Genomic DNA, 15612 nt, shown 5'->3' on the forward strand with positions numbered 1-15612 from the left:
CAGCCCCAATTTTTCAGTCAGTTAGTAGTAGAACTCCATGTCAATCAGTTCAGTTATCAAGTCTATTCAAGACATCATGCGTAAAGATGCAGGTGTTGATGGTGACGCGCAGCGTCTAGGCCAAATGTCATGGCTTTTATTCCTTAAAGTGTTTGATGCTCAAGAGGAAGAACTAGAGTTCGAGTTAGATGATTACCGCGAACCCATCCCTGCCAAGTACCTATGGCGCAACTGGGCGGCAGATAACCAAGGCATTACGGGTGATGAACTGCTGGAATTCATCAATGATGACCTATTCCCGACGTTAAAAAACCTAACCGCACCGAAAGACACCAACCCACGCGGTTTTGTGGTGAAAGAAGCTTTTAGTGATGCCTTCAACTACATGAAAAATGGCACACTGCTGCGCCAGGTGATTAACAAGCTCAACGAGATCGACTTTACTGACTCTAAAGAACGCCACCTGTTTGGTGATATCTACGAGCAAATCCTACGCGACCTACAAAGCGCAGGTAATGCGGGTGAGTTCTATACCCCTCGCGCTGTGACTCGCTTTATCGTCAATCGTCTTGACCCTAAACTGGGTGAGCAAATTATGGATCCCGCCTGCGGCACGGGTGGATTCCTGGCTTGCTCTTTCGATCACGTCAAAGAAAACTACGTGACCAGCACAGCCGACCACCAAACGCTGCAAAAGCAAATCCATGGTGTAGAGAAGAAACAACTGCCACATTTGCTGTGTATCACCAATATGATGCTCCACGGCATCGAAGTCCCTGTGCAGATTAAGCACGGCAACACGCTTAACAAGCCGCTTTCAAACTGGGACAGCAATATCAATGTGATTGCGACTAACCCACCGTTTGGCGGCACAGAAGAGGACGGGATTGAAAAGAACTTCCCTGCCGAAATGCAAACTCGTGAAACCGCCGATCTGTTCTTGCAGCTTATTGTCGAAGTATTGGATAAAGATGGCCGCGCAGGTGTGGTGCTGCCTGATGGCACCTTGTTTGGTGAAGGTGTAAAAACCAAAATCAAAAAGATGCTGACAGAAGAGTGTAACCTGCACACGATTGTTCGCTTACCTAATGGCGTGTTCAACCCATACACTGGTATTAAGACCAACATTCTGTTCTTTACCAAAGGCCAACCGACCAAAGAAGTGTGGTTCTATGAGCACCCTTATCCAAAAGGCGTGAAGAACTACAGCAAAACCAAACCAATGAAGTTTGAAGAGTTCCAGCAAGAGATCGATTGGTGGGGCAACGAGGCCGATGGATTCTCTAGCCGCATCGAGACCAAGCAAGCTTGGAAAGTATCGATTGAGGATATTATCGAGCGCAATTTTAACCTTGATATTAAAAACCCGTATCAGGACGAAGTAGTCAGCCATGATCCTGAAGAGTTACTGGCGAGCTATCATCAACAACAGCAAGAAATTAACGCACTACGTGACCAACTGAAAGGCATTCTTGGTGATGCGCTTAGCTCTACCACTCAAGGTAAAATGCAAGGTGGAGAGTAATAATGGCAGTCGAAAACCTGATTACCGAGCATATTGATATCTGGACTTCAGCAGTAAAAACCAAATCGTCCTCTGGACGTGGCAACAGTAAGAAGCTAGAGCTATATGGCGTTAAAAAGCTGCGTGAACTGATTTTAGAACTGGCAGTTCGCGGCAAACTCGTTCCTCAAGATCCTAATGATGAGCCTGCTTCAGTATTACTTGAGCGTATTGCGCAAGAAAAGGCTCAATTGGTAAAAGAAAAGAAGCTTAAAAAGCCAAAGAAACTCCCCAATATAAGCGATGAAGAAAAGCCTTTTGACTTGCCAAATGGATGGTCGTGGATCCGCTTAAATGAATATGGTGAATGGGGTTCAGGCTCCACACCTAAAAGAAGCAATAGTGGGTACTATGATGGAGGGATACCTTGGTTTAAATCTGGAGAGTTAAAAGCGGATTATATTTCGGAATCAGAGGAAACTATCACCGAACTGGCTTTGTCAGAAACTTCTGTTAGATATAACAATGTTGGTGATGTTCTAGTAGCAATGTATGGAGCAACAATTGGCAAGACTGCAATACTCTCCGTTCGAGCTACTACAAACCAAGCAGTGTGTGCTTGTACACCATTTACTGGCTTAAGTAACACATATCTTTTAACTCTTCTTAAGGCTTATAAAGCTAGATTGATTGGCATGGGAGCAGGCGGAGCACAGCCAAACATCTCAAGAGAAAAGATCATTAACACAGTTATCGCATTGCCATCTACCGCAGAACAACACCGAATCGTCGCCAAAGTCGATGAGCTAATGGCGCTTTGCGACCAGCTTGAGCAACAAACCGAAGCCAGCATTGAAGCGCATCAAGTGCTGGTAACGACTCTGTTGGACACACTCACCAACTCTGCCGATGCTAACGAGTTAATGCAAAACTGGGCGCGAATCAGTGAGCATTTCGATACCTTATTCACGACTGAAGAGAGTATCGACCAACTTAAGCAAACCATTCTACAACTTGCCGTGATGGGTAAGTTGGTTCCGCAAGATCCAAGCGATGAACCAGCTTCTGAGTTACTGAAAAGAATTGCGGAAGATGGCGATAGTCCTAAAAAAGTAAGGTTAACTAAGCCCATATCTGAATCTGAAGAGCCATTGACTCTACCAACTGGCTGGGTTTTCACAAGATTGGAGTCGATTATCCAGATATCCTCGGGTAAAAACTTAACCGCAAAAAAAATGGATTCCAATGGAACGATTCCTGTTTATGGAGGGAACGGTGTTACTGGTTATCACAGCGAAAACAATGTATCAGAACCAACTATTGTTATAGGTCGTGTTGGATTTTACTGTGGTTCAGTCCACTTGACACCGAAAAAAGCATGGGTAACTGATAATGCTTTTGTGACAAAGTTTTCTCATTCTAACTTGAACTTAGAATTTTTATTTTGGTTGTTGAAGGCCACTAATCTGAATGAAAATGATAGTGCAACGGCTCAACCTGTAATTTCTGGAAGAAAAGTTTATCCTATAGTCGTTGGATTACCCCCTTTGAATGAGCAAGCGCGTATTGTTGCTAAATTAAATGAGTTGATGGCTATGTGCGACTTTTTAAAGCAAAGTTTCAGTGAACATACTTCAAATCAACTATTGCTAACGAATACTATTGTCGAACAAGCAGTATAACCATGAGCCTATACAATATCGCCAATAAAAACCTCACCGCACTGACACCAACCACTTTTGCAGCCGAAGGGCTGCAAGAACGGCACGATTTACAAGAAGCGCTGAAAGGCTGTATTGATTCCATCGCACCTGATTGTTTGGTGATATCAGAAGAGTTTTCAGACTGGGAAGACAGCCGTCGCCGTATTGACCTGTTAGCCATCGATAAAAATGCCAACTTAGTGGTCATTGAGCTTAAACGGGATGAAATCGGTGCGCATATGGAGCTGCAAGCGCTACGCTATGCAGCAATGATCTCTACCATGACGTTCGATAAAGCATGTGACTACTATGCCCAGTACCTGAAGAAAGAAGGCCAAAAGATTGATGCCCGCGAAGCCATTCTGGAGTTTGTCGATCTTGATGAAAACAGCTTGGATGACTTTGGTAACGATGTTCGAATCGTTTTAGCCTCAGCAGATTTCGGTAAAGAACTCACCACTTCTGTATTGTGGCTGCGTGACAAAGGCATCGATATCAGTTGTGTGCGCCTCACGCCCTATCGCTACAAAGAAGATGTACTGATCAATGCCGAACAGATCATCCCTGTACCCGAGGTAGAAGAGTACCAGGTGAAGTTCCGCGAGAAGCGTGCCGAGCAGCGCACAAGCGTTCAAAAAGGCGATAAAGATTACTCAGAGTATCGCTATAACGGCCATACCTATAAAAAGCGTCACCTCGCGCTAGCGTTAGTCACGGACTGGATCGAGAAGCATCAGCCGCAAAGCCTGAATGATGTGCTCAACGCATTTAACGAACCAGTAAGACGACGCATTGCCATCCTAGCGGATGATATCCCTCAAGGTAGAATTAGCCGTTTCCACAGCGATGAGGACGCGCTGATTACGCTGCCTAACGACGAGGTGATAGCCATCACCAACCAGTGGAGCCTCAGCAATATCACTCGATTGATTCACTTTGCAGAGCAAAGTGGCATGGTTGTAGAAAAAGCAGACTGATTCAGCTACCCAAAGTCGCGAGTAACAAGCTTTGAGTAGAACATCGTTCTCCTCGAAGCATTTTTTATTTGTTAATCAAATACGCAATCTTTAGGTTTTGATAATTTAAGCGAGAACAGTGTTCTCGCAGTATCAATAGCAAGCTCACCAATACCGTTTGTAACACTCGCGACTCAGAGAACATTGTTCTGAGTTGAGAATCTCACTGCTATAGTGATCTATAAAATCAGGGGTTGAATAAAGTCTTGAGTCAATACAACTTTGTGCTAAATAAGCTCATAGTATAATCATATTAATTACGAGCCACCCACTTGAAAAATATAGTTTTTATTATACATAAAAAACTTTTGAGTCAAGTTGAAAAAACTCTTGATTAAGAAAAAACAATTTTTTATATTAAATCACGTAACAAGAAGCAGAGCTTCTATCTAGAAAGTGGCTTAAAGATATATTTAAACTAATATTACTTAACCTTTAAAAGTAAAAGTAATTTCTTCCACCTCACTGGTGGCTTAAAGAAAAATTAGTTTTAATACAAGTAAATGTATCACTATTTTATCCGCTAATAGATAGTTACTTCCGCGTCAACTGGCGGTTAAGCGTTGGATAAAAAGGTCGAGTCTATCTCGGCCTTTTTATTATTAATTGCAAAACTACTCTTCAGGACTTTTAATTAATTATATTTTTAGAAGGCTAGTTATTGAGTATTAATTATTAACTCCACAAGCACTACTCTCTGAAGCCTCTCTTATTAAAAGAAAGGTTCTCTGACTTATCATTCGGAACATTGTTCTTCCACAGTTTTTTATTGATTAATCAAATACCCAATCTTTACTATTTTAAGATTGCGATAAGAACATTGTTCCAAGTAAACATCATCTCACTGTCGAGATAGTTATTCACATAAAATCAAAACAGGTGTTACTTAAAAGCTAGCGTGAGATAAGGCAATACATACGCTTTGAGCTTAGACTCTATCTGTTCCACTGTTTTTAGTTGAGCTGGTAGAACATTGTTCATAGGAGTTTCAACATCTATAACAGTGACCATTCCACTCGCTCGTGGTACCGTTTTTTTCGTTACCACTACTAGTGCTTCGGCTTCACTTTCAACGGTATCTAGTGCACTTAATAGAGCGTCACATTGAGATATTTGCGGTGTGTAACGAATCAGAAATCGGGTAGGGTTTATTGGACTTACGAACACCTCCCGAGCTAGCTCTGCTGTTTCATGGTAAAAGTATCGTTCTACTACATCTCCAATTGCTACTTTCCAACCTTGTTGAATGGCCGCAGTCGTTGTCGGCATCCAAAACTTAGAGAAATTCTCTCTCTGTTCTCTTGGCGCATTACGTGTCAGATCGCCAATCACTGGGTGAGCAGGAACAAATCCCATGCTCTTAAAACCATCTCGTAATTCTTTGGCGATTGGATTGGAGTCTTCGCATAACAAAGGGTAAATATCACGCCACAAATAATGAGGCCTTTCTATCGGCGATAGATACTTAGGATGGCTCGTAACTTGGTATGAAGGCGGCAGTAACTCAGAGCGAATATAAATCACATGATCCACAGGCAATTGCAGATATCGCTCCAATTGTAAAAGGTTGCCACTCTCAACATTACCGATCGTTTCGGCAGCATCGAGTTTATTTTCACAAAGAACAATTGAACCATCACTTAATATCAGACGCATGTCTGGTCGGCATCCAGGATAGATAACTTGGGTTTCGACCTTGCAGATCAATCTGTTATCTTCGTCTCCAAAAATCAACCTAACAAACGCTCGACTGAAACTTTCTGAAGACCCTAACGCCGCAGCGAAGAACTCAGTTAAGTGATCCTCTTTTGCTACCGTTAGTTTTTGAGTATTGATGAATAAGCTCACAAGCATCCCTTTCTATCAGCGTCGTTTACTAACAGAGAGGTTATCCGATTTTCCAGTCAGAACAATGTTCTTGTATCAAATATCAGCGGGATATCTTAGTAGCCTTGCTCTAAGCAAGAACAAGGTTCTTGCAATATCGTTAAAACCTCTTAGCTAATAACTACTACTGGTAGATCTCCGCCTCTCGGTATCATAGAACATTGTTCTTCATTGAATACTTTCAGTTAACCGCTTGTTCCAATGCCGCTTGACCGTAGGGACGGAGATGCCTAGAGCATGAGCTGTTTTGGATTGGCTCAGCCCTCTTGCCCTACATTCTTGGACTTTTTGAGTTGTGGTTAGTGCTTCTGGTCTACCAATACGCTTACCTTCAGACTTAGCCCTAGCCTGCCCCTCTAGCGTCCGCTCTCGAATACGGTTTCGCTCAAATTCAGCAAATGCTGAGAACATTTGCAGCATCAATCGTCCCTCCGCCGAGCTTAGATCAGCGGTCGGCAGATCCAGAGAAATTGGCGTAACACCTTTTTCTAACAGCATACTGATCGTATGCTGAACATCGATGTTATCTCTTCCAAGTCGATCAAGCTTAAGTACAACTAGTTTGTCCCCTGGCTCTAGTTTATGCTCAATCAACATTTTGAACTCACGTCGTTCTGTTGCTGGCACACTACCAGAAACTGTTTCATGTACAATTCGGTGTTCTTGAACATCGTAGCCAGCATTTCTGATAGCTAAGATCTGATTTGACACAGTTTGCTCGCTAGTCGATACACGACAATAAGCGAATGTCCGTCCCATACTATTCACTCCTTTTGGCATCACAATTGGTATCATCAATCGGTTGGGTATCATAAAAATCCGAACCCTACTTTATGAGACCGCAAACACTTCATTCCCGTCTGGTATCAGAAAACGGATGTTTGTTGATACTACAGGGGTGTTTACATCTCGCTAAAGTTGACTAGTCAATAATTTTGGCAAACCACCTTTGCCTTAATAAAAATCGAGTAAATAAATTAATACGCATAGGCAAATATCATTACTCTAAAGTTATTTATATATAATTAAAAACAAATTCAGTTTAAAAACACCTTGACATTAAAATCCAACATAAAAAATTAAATTTTATTTATTTAATTTTTTATGATATAACTATTATAACTGTTATAACTATTATAAAGTTATAATTCTAATATAAGGTTGACCTTTTAAAAAAGGAAGTTTATGACGAAGAAAGATTAAATTATTGAAAAAATTCTTCTGCCACTACTGACACTTTCAATGCCAGCATTGGCACATTGATTGCCAATCTTGGCAAATTCTCTTGCCACCTGCTTTAATGACGGAATTTTTAAGGCTTTTATCACTTGCCTGATACAAGTCCATAGGCTTTAACGTTGTGCAAAAAAAGAACAACGTTAGAACACGTTGAATGTCTCATTTTTTCTTGACTTATAACGGTTACAACCATACAAGCCAGGCACTCGGCATTCTTTCTCTTCCTTAATAGGTTGTCTTTTTAAACGAACTTGAGGAACATTGTTCTTTTCATCTAAATTAATAGAGTTTGCTCTACGTAATGCTTCTTCATCCGAAATATCATTATAAACGACTTGAAATCTATTTGGCTTAGCTTCACGTTCTTCTCTTGCAGATAGATAACTCATTTCACGATTACGTTTAGAATAAACCAAAACTTGAGACATATCGACAACCCTCTTGATATATATAGATAAATTCAATGACTATTATATTTATCAAGTAATATTCTCTTTGTAAAGGACCTTTAATCACTATTTTAAAAATCACATTAACATTTAATTATTAAATAAAAACCGTTTGTTTTTTAATTATTAAATTAGAAAAATAATAATTAGTTAAACTTCTACCTAAAAATGAAAAAGATCAGATTCTGGGCTATTAGTGTTGCGATTTCTCTCCTCAAAGAACCACATATTCATCACTATGAATTCTCGGTTAGGATCCTAACCGAGAATGAGCATCGGAGTCTGGCCGCGATTAGTGATTCTATTTCCCAAGCCTCATAGCAACCGAATTCATCACTACAAATTCCGAGTTAGGATCCTAACCGAAAATACACATCGGAATCTGGCTACGATTAGTGCTTCGGTTTCCCTAGCCTCACAGCAACCACATTCATCACTACGTATTCCACGTTAGGATCCTAACCAAGAATGAATATCGGAATCTGGCTGCGCTTAGTACAGCTATTTCCCCTAGTCTCAAAGTAACCATATTCATCCCAAAAATTCCGAGTTAGGATCCTAACTCGGAAAAACAAGTCAGGAATCACTAGGCTATCAGCGACTACCGATGTGCTTTAGCCTCAATCACAAGTAGACAAAAATATATGCTAAACTTACTTTTTATGACTACTTATAAGTATTGAAGTGAAGATTAAGACCGCTTTGGAGCGTCTGTATAAGTTTGACAAGCGAGGCATACACGTTTATCGAAAAAGTGACCTCAGGAGGTTATTTTTTGATGATTCACTTACAGCATTCCAGCAAAGTTTACCTCGTTTGGTGAAAGCTGGAGTACTAGAGCGGGTGTGCAACGGGGTTTATGTATTCTCATACAGTCGTCATAAGGACGGTTATACCATTGAATACATTGCTAAATGCTTGCGACGAGGAGAGTACAACTACATCTCTCTAGAATCGGCACTCTCGGAATACAGTGTTATTTCCCAAGTAATGCTTGATCGAATTACGATCATGACGACTGGACGCAAGGGAGAGTTTAAGACACCTTACGGCGTTATCGAGTTCACACATACGAAGCGTGATGCTATTGATATTATCAACAATACTATAACTTCAGATCGGCCTCTGCGAATTGCGAAAAAAGAAGCTGCGATTCGAGATTTGAAAAGGGTTGGAAGAAACACGCACTTAATAGTGACGAATCACAAGTAGGCAGATGCTGGCACTCCCAAAAACCACACACACAACTCACTTTTGGACAAAGGCGAGTTTGACAGCCGCAAGCAAGTCTCTCTCAAAAAAGGCCGTTTGGCAGTATTGATTTATTGCTTAATGTTCCCGACTGCAAAACGTCGGAATCAAGATGAACCCTTTGTGATAAAATGCGTTTGAATAGATGATATAAAAATTAATTTAAAATAAAGGTATATTTTTTTTAATTAATCTGTATAGTGGTCTTTGCTCTGACACAGAGTTGTTTCAAGATAAAATATAAAGAAAGTTTTCCAGCGTCATCCCTAGCAAGTTTCTCTCTGTAATCTCCTTAATGCTCTATCCTAAAATAATACCTATGTTCAGTGCACCTTAATTTTAATTTTATAAGGGGCATAATATGTCTAATCAAGTAATTGGTACAGTAAAGTGGTTTAACGAAACTAAAGGTTTTGGTTTTATTTCTCAAGAAAATGGCGATGATTTATTTGTTCATTTCAGAAGCATTTTAGGCGATGGCTTTAAGAAGCTTATTGAAGGCGAGCAGGTTTCCTTTACTGTAGGTAAAGGTCCTAAAGGCCTTCAAGCAGAAAATGTAACGACTATTTAGTCTTACAATTGAATTTACACTGCCTCGTCATACGCCTGGCGAGGTAGTTGCTCTGACAAAGATTTGTTTCAAGATAAAATATAAAGATAGTTTTCCAGCGTAATCCCTAGCAAGTTTCTCTCTGTAATCTCCTTAATTACCTATCCTAAAAATACTTATGTTCAGTGCACCTTAATTATAATTTTTTATAAAGGGGCATAATATGTCTAATCAAATATTTAATAATGAGAATAGAAATAATAAAAACAAATCTATTCAAAATAAAGAAACATCAATACATAAAAAAATAAAGATGAATAGCCTTCTCCAAAGGATTGCTAATGGTGAGACTGGTGTTGTTTTAGAGGAACTACTTTGAAAAATCACGGTAGAAAGAAGATCTGGTTTAAGTTAAAAAAGTGCGAATCATACACTAAAAAAATTTTATTATATTGAATGTAAGGTTTGTACAAGGTTGCTCATAGAAAGACTATGCTCTTCAACAGATGAGCTTTGGAAATAGCAACAACGAAATATCTGGGGCACACATCATATTATGACAAGTGGAACGTTAAGTTGCTTAAACTGTAGGAGCGATGAAACATACTCGTAGTGCTCAGGTTTGTGAGATGAGGTAATAACCATTCTATGATGGTTTTTTGCCGTCCATACTCCTTGATAATCAGTTGCTTGCCTAGTCCAGCTTTTAGGCAGAAACCAAGTCAGTTCGAACGTTTAAGCGTGAAACAATGCCATATTGAAAGCATCACACCACTACGTCTCCTCAAAAGGAATAGGACCATGCCGACCTAAAACACACCGTGATGGATAGCGAAACTATCTTCATGAAAAGTCTAACGAACGCCAAGCGCTCAGCTGAGCATCATGCGCCAGAGGGTGCAATACTAATTAAGATTAGAGATTTAATGGATCAGATGCTAAGTCGAATAACGCTTGATGCTTGATGCTTGATGCTTGATGATAGCTGGGTAGATAGCTGTGAAGACTGACGTTGGTTAGCAATCATGATTCGTTTTTCGTAGTAGCCTTTGACACAGTTTGGATTGTTTGTCTGACAAGGTTTGCTCACGATTAAGTTGATCTCGTAAACCTGTCAGCATGTCTCGGTCCAAGTTGCTCAGCTTTTCGGAATGTAAGAGGAGTGTCGTATTGATAAGCTCAGAGAGGTTTCGTGAACTCATAGTCCCCACTCTTTATCCCACTTTTTTTGTTCTTCAATCTCTTCTATGCGTTTGCGAACACCCATTTTTTTCAACTCTTCTGGTATTCGTTTAATCCCTTTCTGATTAATACTAAATTGCTTCTGCTTTTGTGTCGGTTTAGGTAACTTGCTCATATATCATCCTATTGATGCTAAGAAAGATGATTTTATTCAGATTAGAATAAAGCCATTTCAATTCATTATCTCTTATTAATGTATCGTTCCGCGTTTGCAAAAAGTTTATCGCATGCTTTTTTCTGTGCTAAATATTCTGATGAACTTTCAGTCATAGAGTCGAGAATTTCTTTCGCTTCTTGATATTCTTTTACCATCGCAGCGAATCGTTCTTCGAAGTTGTTTTTCTGTGTTTTCTTGCTTGATTTTCTTACTGGTTTTCTCATATTGCTTCTTATCTTATCGATCCAAAAATTTATTTTATTCGTATTTCGAACGTTCAGAATCTTTATTAAAAAATAAAGTAAAAAAGTCTCCTCGACAGAAGAGACTTTTTATAAATATCTTACACTAACGTAACATTATCCGCTTGAGGACCTTTGTTACCTTGTTCAACAACAAAAGAAACCTTTTGGCCTTCAGATAATGTTTTGAAGCCATCACTAACAATTGATTTGAAGTGAACAAATAGGTCAGAACCGCCGTTATCAGGAGTGATAAATCCAAAACCTTTGGATTCATTAAACCATTTTACTAAGCCTGTTGATTTATTTGACATAATATATCTCGATACATTGATTAAGTTAAAAAGAAAGCTACTAAATAAGGAATGAAGAAAAAGGTATCGCAGGATAAATATGACGAATTTAATCGAATAAAAACTGAGAAGATCTTGAACTAAATATTTTACTAATAGCTCATCGTTTGAGCTTCTGACACTATACACTATATGAACATAATAGATATCTATTTCTTGATTGATTTTTATTGTCCATAAAATCAATGACATAAAAAGTGAAAGGCTGAATTGAAATCAACAGCATCATTAAAAATAATTATTGCAAAACAGATATTCGATACAAGCATGATCCCTAATTCTAACTTTGAATGGGGCACAAACGAGTTATAGTTGGTGATCAAAATCGTGCACTTCGGATAAGTTGAATTGTATAAAACCAAGTAAACGAGTCTAACCGAAGCATGTCTATAAAGTCGGTGGCTATTCAGATATCGTTGTTTCTCTTGACCTCTCTGTCATGAAAATGGCGTCCATTCGCATAGCGAATATAACTATCCACTTTTTCTTTCAGAACAGCGTCGTATACACTAGGGTTCCGTTACTTCATTCTGAGAAGGATACCCATGAAAGCTCGCATTGGGGTTGCATCGGAAGATCTCATTCGTAGGCATATGATTAGTGTGGCCGCAGGCAACATTAGCCATAACAAGCATCTACCGACGCTTTGGTTCACGTCACTAAATGAAGCCTCAAAGCTACTGTGTAATGAGAATATCGAACTAATGCTGCTGATCAATAGAGAAAAGCCTGAAAGTCTAGCTGAGCTTGCGGAGATTAGCGGTCATCATATCCGCGAACTCTCACGAACTCTCGACGACTTATCATCAAAAGGATTCATCCAGTTAGAGGAAAAAGGCAACGCTTGCCGCCCTATTGCTGTATTTACTGACTTTGAGATTATTCTCGGCAAAGAATTAGAGAATACACTGCAAGAAGGCTATCTTGCATGATACCGAACACTCGTTACTGCGGCGCATGCCGCTTGGGTAGCACAGCTTCATGCTGTGCAGACTCGAATGGTGATTGTTCTTGATACTTTCTGTCTAGGCCAACTTGATAGCCATCAATGATCTCTTCCAGTTCTATTTTGAGGGCTTCAGTTACTTCAACTAGCTTATCAGTATTGGTAAAGATAGCGTGATCAAGCAAGTCAAGAAGTCCATTTAGCGTAACCTTACTATCCTTTGATTCGGCTTGCTCGTTATCACTTCTTGTAGCCTTAGCCTCGTTCTTCATATCAGCCTCGCTCATAAAAATGCCTGCCGTACACACGGCTGTAGCACAATTACACTCTCGCCAGCCTCTGAGAAGTTTCCTCAGCAAAAAATCTTAACTGTTTACAATAAAAACGATTAATTTCAGACAGTTATAAACCACTAAGATTTAGACACTAAAAGTTAGTGTCTAAATCTTAGTGCCGAAAAATCAAACAAAGCGTCCAATCATTGTCTTCCATGGAGGTTTCACTTTAAGCTACTGATGTTAAAGCACTTAGCGTATGTGCTCACTTCTCTAATCTAAAAAAACCCTGTACCATGGAGAAGTCAATCAACTCTAAGGTCATGATAGTTTGAAGTTTTACGTTGTTTCCGATCTGCATCTCGACATTCACGGAATACGCCGTGATTTCTGGTATAGCTTCGATAACGAAGCCACTTTAGTCGTTGCAGGTGACACAGCGAACGGCCTCTTAGGCATGGCGTATGTGAAGAATGTACTTTGCCGCCACTTTAAGACTGTGATAATGATTGCAGGAAACCATGAATGGTATAGCAATAAGAGTAAATCCTACCGCCATAGAAGTACGTCCGTTGGGTGCAAATCTAGTGCTAACTCTGACGTTCTCAAAGATTCTAGGGGTTCCGTACTAGCCAAGCTTAAGGCTCATAGTGATACAACTGAAAACCTGTTCTTTTTGAATAATGAGTCAATTGATTTACATGGATATAGCATTTATGGGGGAACTCTTTGGTTTCCTATTCACACATACTCGTCTACACTGATTGATGCGTACTCAGAACTGATGAATGATACAAAGTACATCAGCCATCAAATGATTGAAGAGCAGCACAAAGCATTCATTAACAACTTTCCAGAGAAAGTTGATATAGCAATATCTCACCACCTTCCATCTAAAGAAGCTTTTGCTTTCGAGCAAAATGCCAGCAACGATTATGCTCCGTATTATCATGCAGGGTTGAGTAATGAGTTGATCTCAAGAGCTAGGTATTGGGTTGCAGGGCATCAACATGATGCTGTAGAGAAAGTGATCGCTGACGGTAGTACCACATTCATTTCTAACCCCAAGGGTTCTGTCAGCTTATTAACTAGTGGATTACTTACTAATAAAGCTTATTACCTATAAGAGCTAGACAGCAAGAAACTTCGGCATCTGAAAGTCCGTTAGGGCTTTCTCGCTGCGATAATTGATCACCTTGCCAAGCAACCAATCAGAAATGATGCATAGATTCATCACCTCCCTTCACAATCCCAACACTATCATTCGCACAAATACACACATAACACTTCTACGCGCATAAAAGTGTTATTTAATACATTTTTATGCGCATTTAAATGTTAACGCTTGCATTTTATTGCGCATTTTTATGTAATAAACAATCGACCAGATAAGCACTTTAACTGAGGTGGCTAGATGAAACGAACACTACTTGAAAACCTACTCACCTGGAAAGACAAGCCGACAAGGAAGCCTTTGCTGATTGACGGTGCTAGACAAACTGGTAAAACATTCCTATTGCAGGAACTATTAGGAAGTACATTCGAAAATGTCCTAAGAATCGATTTTCTAGAAAGCCCTGAGTTAATGGAAGCCTTTTCAGGCTCTCTAAACCCTGATGACATCATCACCAACATTGAACTCTTAACAGGAGAAATCTTCGAACCATCGACAGATCTTCTTATTTTAGATGAAATTGGTGAATGTCCAAGAGCGGTCACCTCTCTTAAGTACTTTGCAGAAAAGGCTCCCAAAGCTTATGTTGCTGCTAGTGGTTCAAATATCGGATTGCTCACGTCCTTTCCCGTTGGAAAAGTTGAGCAACACAATTTAAGGCCACTGACTTTCAGGGAATTCTTGTGGGCATCTGGAGAAAAAGCACTGCAAAAAGCATTTGACCAAAAGCTGAATTCTCCAGCAGCTCATACAAAATTAATCGAACTACTGACCGACTATTATTTTGTTGGCGGCATGCCTGAAGCCGTAAACTCATGGTTCGAAAACTCAGAACTCAGTATTATTGAACGCATTGAAGCCGTGTCTGAAGTCCATAGGAACTTAATTGAGGGCTACATGCGTGATTTCGGAAAGTACTCTGGAAAAGTGGATGCACAGCTAATCGAATCAGTATTTCGAAGCATTCCCGCTCAACTATCTTCGGTATTCGACGACTCCGTTAAACGGTTTAAATTCAAGGGAGTTCACGAACGCAAGTCTCGCTATGCTGAGTATGAAAGTGCGATCACATGGCTTCACAAGTGTCGGCTTGCTTTAAAAAATCATCCTATTGAAGGACAGCCTCGTTCTCCTTTAGCTGCTTATCAGAAGGAAAATACGGTTAAACTGTTTCTCTTTGATGTCGGGCTATTGAACCATATGCTCGGCACTGGTTACCGTGAAATCAAACAGCAAGGCTATGAATACAAGGGATATGTCGCCGAAAACTATGTTCAACAGGAAATCGCTGCGCTAGGTATTGAACCAAGTTTCTCTTGGGGAGACGCAAGAGCAGAGATAGAGTTCATTATCGCTGATGACCTAGGTCGAATTGTGCCTGTAGAAGTAAAGAGTGGTAAGCGAACCCGTGCGAAATCATTGCAATCCTACATCGAGAAGTGCAACCCCCACAAGACAATCAAACTTACAGGTACTCAAGGCTCTCCAGCAACAGAGAAGGAGCACATCGTGATGCCGCTTTACTACACAGAATACTTACTTGATCACCTCAGAGATCTAGATAAAAGCTAAGTGAGTAAGAAAATACTCATTAACATCTAAGAATCAATGTTATGAGTAATTT

Annotated in this window: 16 protein-coding genes; 9 read left to right on the top strand and 7 right to left on the bottom strand. The window is 40.0% G+C overall.

What is annotated here, in order from left to right; genetic code table 11:
- Positions 1-37: 37 nt before the first annotated feature.
- Genes R7E47_RS13875 through R7E47_RS13885 form a run of 3 tightly spaced genes read left to right on the top strand, consistent with a single transcriptional unit; the run spans position 38 to position 4184 of the window.
- A complete protein-coding gene (locus R7E47_RS13875) occupies positions 38-1525 on the top strand; it encodes an N-6 DNA methylase (RefSeq protein WP_123016596.1) in 1488 nt (495 codons plus the stop codon).
- 2 nt (positions 1526-1527) lie between these two features.
- Positions 1528-3186: a restriction endonuclease subunit S gene (locus R7E47_RS13880; RefSeq protein WP_318084415.1), complete on the top strand. Its 1659-nt coding sequence runs from the start codon at positions 1528-1530 to the stop codon at positions 3184-3186.
- Between the two features lie 2 nt (positions 3187-3188).
- Positions 3189-4184 (top strand): hypothetical protein, encoded by a 996-nt coding sequence (locus tag R7E47_RS13885; protein ID WP_282156680.1) that lies wholly within the window; start codon positions 3189-3191, stop codon positions 4182-4184.
- A gap of 921 nt (positions 4185-5105) precedes the next feature.
- On the opposite strand, the gene R7E47_RS13890 is transcribed toward R7E47_RS13885, so the two are convergent.
- From R7E47_RS13890 to R7E47_RS13900, 3 genes are all read right to left on the bottom strand, one after another.
- Positions 5106-6077: a hypothetical protein gene (locus R7E47_RS13890; protein WP_123016599.1), complete on the bottom strand. Its 972-nt coding sequence runs from the start codon at positions 6075-6077 to the stop codon at positions 5106-5108.
- A 201-nt stretch (positions 6078-6278) separates the two neighbouring features.
- Positions 6279-6869 (bottom strand): recombinase family protein, encoded by a 591-nt coding sequence (locus tag R7E47_RS13895; protein WP_123016600.1) that lies wholly within the window; start codon positions 6867-6869, stop codon positions 6279-6281.
- Positions 6870-7489: 620 nt separating this feature from the next.
- A complete protein-coding gene (locus R7E47_RS13900; protein ID WP_212569268.1) occupies positions 7490-7777 on the bottom strand; it encodes a hypothetical protein in 288 nt (95 codons plus the stop codon).
- Between the two features lie 705 nt (positions 7778-8482).
- On the opposite strand from R7E47_RS13900, the gene abiEi reads away from it, so the two are divergent.
- The 3 genes from abiEi to R7E47_RS13915 all read left to right on the top strand — a co-directional run bounded on the left by abiEi (position 8483) and on the right by R7E47_RS13915 (position 9978).
- Positions 8483-9010, top strand: coding sequence for a type IV toxin-antitoxin system AbiEi family antitoxin (gene abiEi / locus R7E47_RS13905; RefSeq protein WP_162808942.1), 528 nt, complete (start codon positions 8483-8485; stop codon positions 9008-9010).
- 400 nt (positions 9011-9410) lie between these two features.
- Positions 9411-9620 carry a cold-shock protein gene (locus R7E47_RS13910; RefSeq protein WP_005380677.1) on the top strand — a complete coding sequence of 70 codons (210 nt, stop codon included), beginning with the start codon at positions 9411-9413 and terminating at the stop codon, positions 9618-9620.
- Positions 9621-9822: 202 nt separating this feature from the next.
- Positions 9823-9978: a hypothetical protein gene (locus tag R7E47_RS13915; RefSeq protein ID WP_020196713.1), complete on the top strand. Its 156-nt coding sequence runs from the start codon at positions 9823-9825 to the stop codon at positions 9976-9978.
- Between the two features lie 819 nt (positions 9979-10797).
- Here the strand turns inward: R7E47_RS13915 and R7E47_RS13920 are convergent.
- The 3 genes from R7E47_RS13920 to R7E47_RS13930 all read right to left on the bottom strand — a co-directional run bounded on the left by R7E47_RS13920 (position 10798) and on the right by R7E47_RS13930 (position 11554).
- Complete coding sequence (locus R7E47_RS13920; protein ID WP_171822351.1) at positions 10798-10956, bottom strand: hypothetical protein; 159 nt, start codon at positions 10954-10956, stop codon at positions 10798-10800.
- Between the two features lie 65 nt (positions 10957-11021).
- On the bottom strand, positions 11022-11222 hold the full coding sequence (locus R7E47_RS13925; RefSeq protein WP_020196715.1) for a hypothetical protein: 201 nt from the start codon (positions 11220-11222) through the stop codon (positions 11022-11024).
- Between the two features lie 119 nt (positions 11223-11341).
- Entirely contained in the window at positions 11342-11554 is a 213-nt protein-coding gene (locus tag R7E47_RS13930) for a cold-shock protein (protein ID WP_005380667.1), read from the bottom strand.
- A gap of 584 nt (positions 11555-12138) precedes the next feature.
- On the opposite strand from R7E47_RS13930, the gene R7E47_RS13935 reads away from it, so the two are divergent.
- Positions 12139-12525, top strand: coding sequence for a hypothetical protein (locus R7E47_RS13935; protein ID WP_005392195.1), 387 nt, complete (start codon positions 12139-12141; stop codon positions 12523-12525).
- A gap of 13 nt (positions 12526-12538) precedes the next feature.
- On the opposite strand, the gene R7E47_RS13940 is transcribed toward R7E47_RS13935, so the two are convergent.
- The gene (locus tag R7E47_RS13940; RefSeq protein WP_244813314.1) at positions 12539-12826 is read right to left on the bottom strand and encodes a hypothetical protein; all 288 of its coding nucleotides are present in this window, start codon (positions 12824-12826) and stop codon (positions 12539-12541) included.
- Positions 12827-13145: 319 nt separating this feature from the next.
- Between R7E47_RS13940 and R7E47_RS13945 the strand changes: the two genes are divergently transcribed.
- Both R7E47_RS13945 and R7E47_RS13950 read left to right on the top strand, forming a co-directional pair.
- Entirely contained in the window at positions 13146-13940 is a 795-nt protein-coding gene (locus R7E47_RS13945; protein ID WP_031415402.1) for a metallophosphoesterase, read from the top strand.
- A gap of 288 nt (positions 13941-14228) precedes the next feature.
- Complete coding sequence (locus R7E47_RS13950; RefSeq protein WP_031415399.1) at positions 14229-15560, top strand: ATP-binding protein; 1332 nt, start codon at positions 14229-14231, stop codon at positions 15558-15560.
- The last annotated feature ends 52 nt before the right edge of the window (positions 15561-15612 follow it).

The sequence above is a fragment of the Vibrio sp. Vb1026 genome (assembly GCF_033338745.1).
GTDB classification, from domain to species: Bacteria; Pseudomonadota; Gammaproteobacteria; order Enterobacterales; family Vibrionaceae; genus Vibrio; species Vibrio alginolyticus.

Coding starts and splice junctions, on each gene's coding strand:
- R7E47_RS13875 (WP_123016596.1), top strand. CDS start 38: ATGTCAATCAGTTCAGTTATCAAGTCTATTCAAGACATCATGCGTAAA.
- R7E47_RS13880 (WP_318084415.1), top strand. CDS start 1,528: ATGGCAGTCGAAAACCTGATTACCGAGCATATTGATATCTGGACTTCA.
- R7E47_RS13885 (WP_282156680.1), top strand. CDS start 3,189: ATGAGCCTATACAATATCGCCAATAAAAACCTCACCGCACTGACACCA.
- R7E47_RS13890 (WP_123016599.1), bottom strand. CDS start 6,077: ATGCTTGTGAGCTTATTCATCAATACTCAAAAACTAACGGTAGCAAAA.
- R7E47_RS13895 (WP_123016600.1), bottom strand. CDS start 6,869: ATGGGACGGACATTCGCTTATTGTCGTGTATCGACTAGCGAGCAAACT.
- R7E47_RS13900 (WP_212569268.1), bottom strand. CDS start 7,777: ATGTCTCAAGTTTTGGTTTATTCTAAACGTAATCGTGAAATGAGTTAT.
- R7E47_RS13910 (WP_005380677.1), top strand. CDS start 9,411: ATGTCTAATCAAGTAATTGGTACAGTAAAGTGGTTTAACGAAACTAAA.
- R7E47_RS13915 (WP_020196713.1), top strand. CDS start 9,823: ATGTCTAATCAAATATTTAATAATGAGAATAGAAATAATAAAAACAAA.
- R7E47_RS13920 (WP_171822351.1), bottom strand. CDS start 10,956: ATGAGCAAGTTACCTAAACCGACACAAAAGCAGAAGCAATTTAGTATT.
- R7E47_RS13925 (WP_020196715.1), bottom strand. CDS start 11,222: ATGAGAAAACCAGTAAGAAAATCAAGCAAGAAAACACAGAAAAACAAC.
- R7E47_RS13930 (WP_005380667.1), bottom strand. CDS start 11,554: ATGTCAAATAAATCAACAGGCTTAGTAAAATGGTTTAATGAATCCAAA.
- R7E47_RS13935 (WP_005392195.1), top strand. CDS start 12,139: ATGAAAGCTCGCATTGGGGTTGCATCGGAAGATCTCATTCGTAGGCAT.
- R7E47_RS13940 (WP_244813314.1), bottom strand. CDS start 12,826: ATGAGCGAGGCTGATATGAAGAACGAGGCTAAGGCTACAAGAAGTGAT.
- R7E47_RS13950 (WP_031415399.1), top strand. CDS start 14,229: ATGAAACGAACACTACTTGAAAACCTACTCACCTGGAAAGACAAGCCG.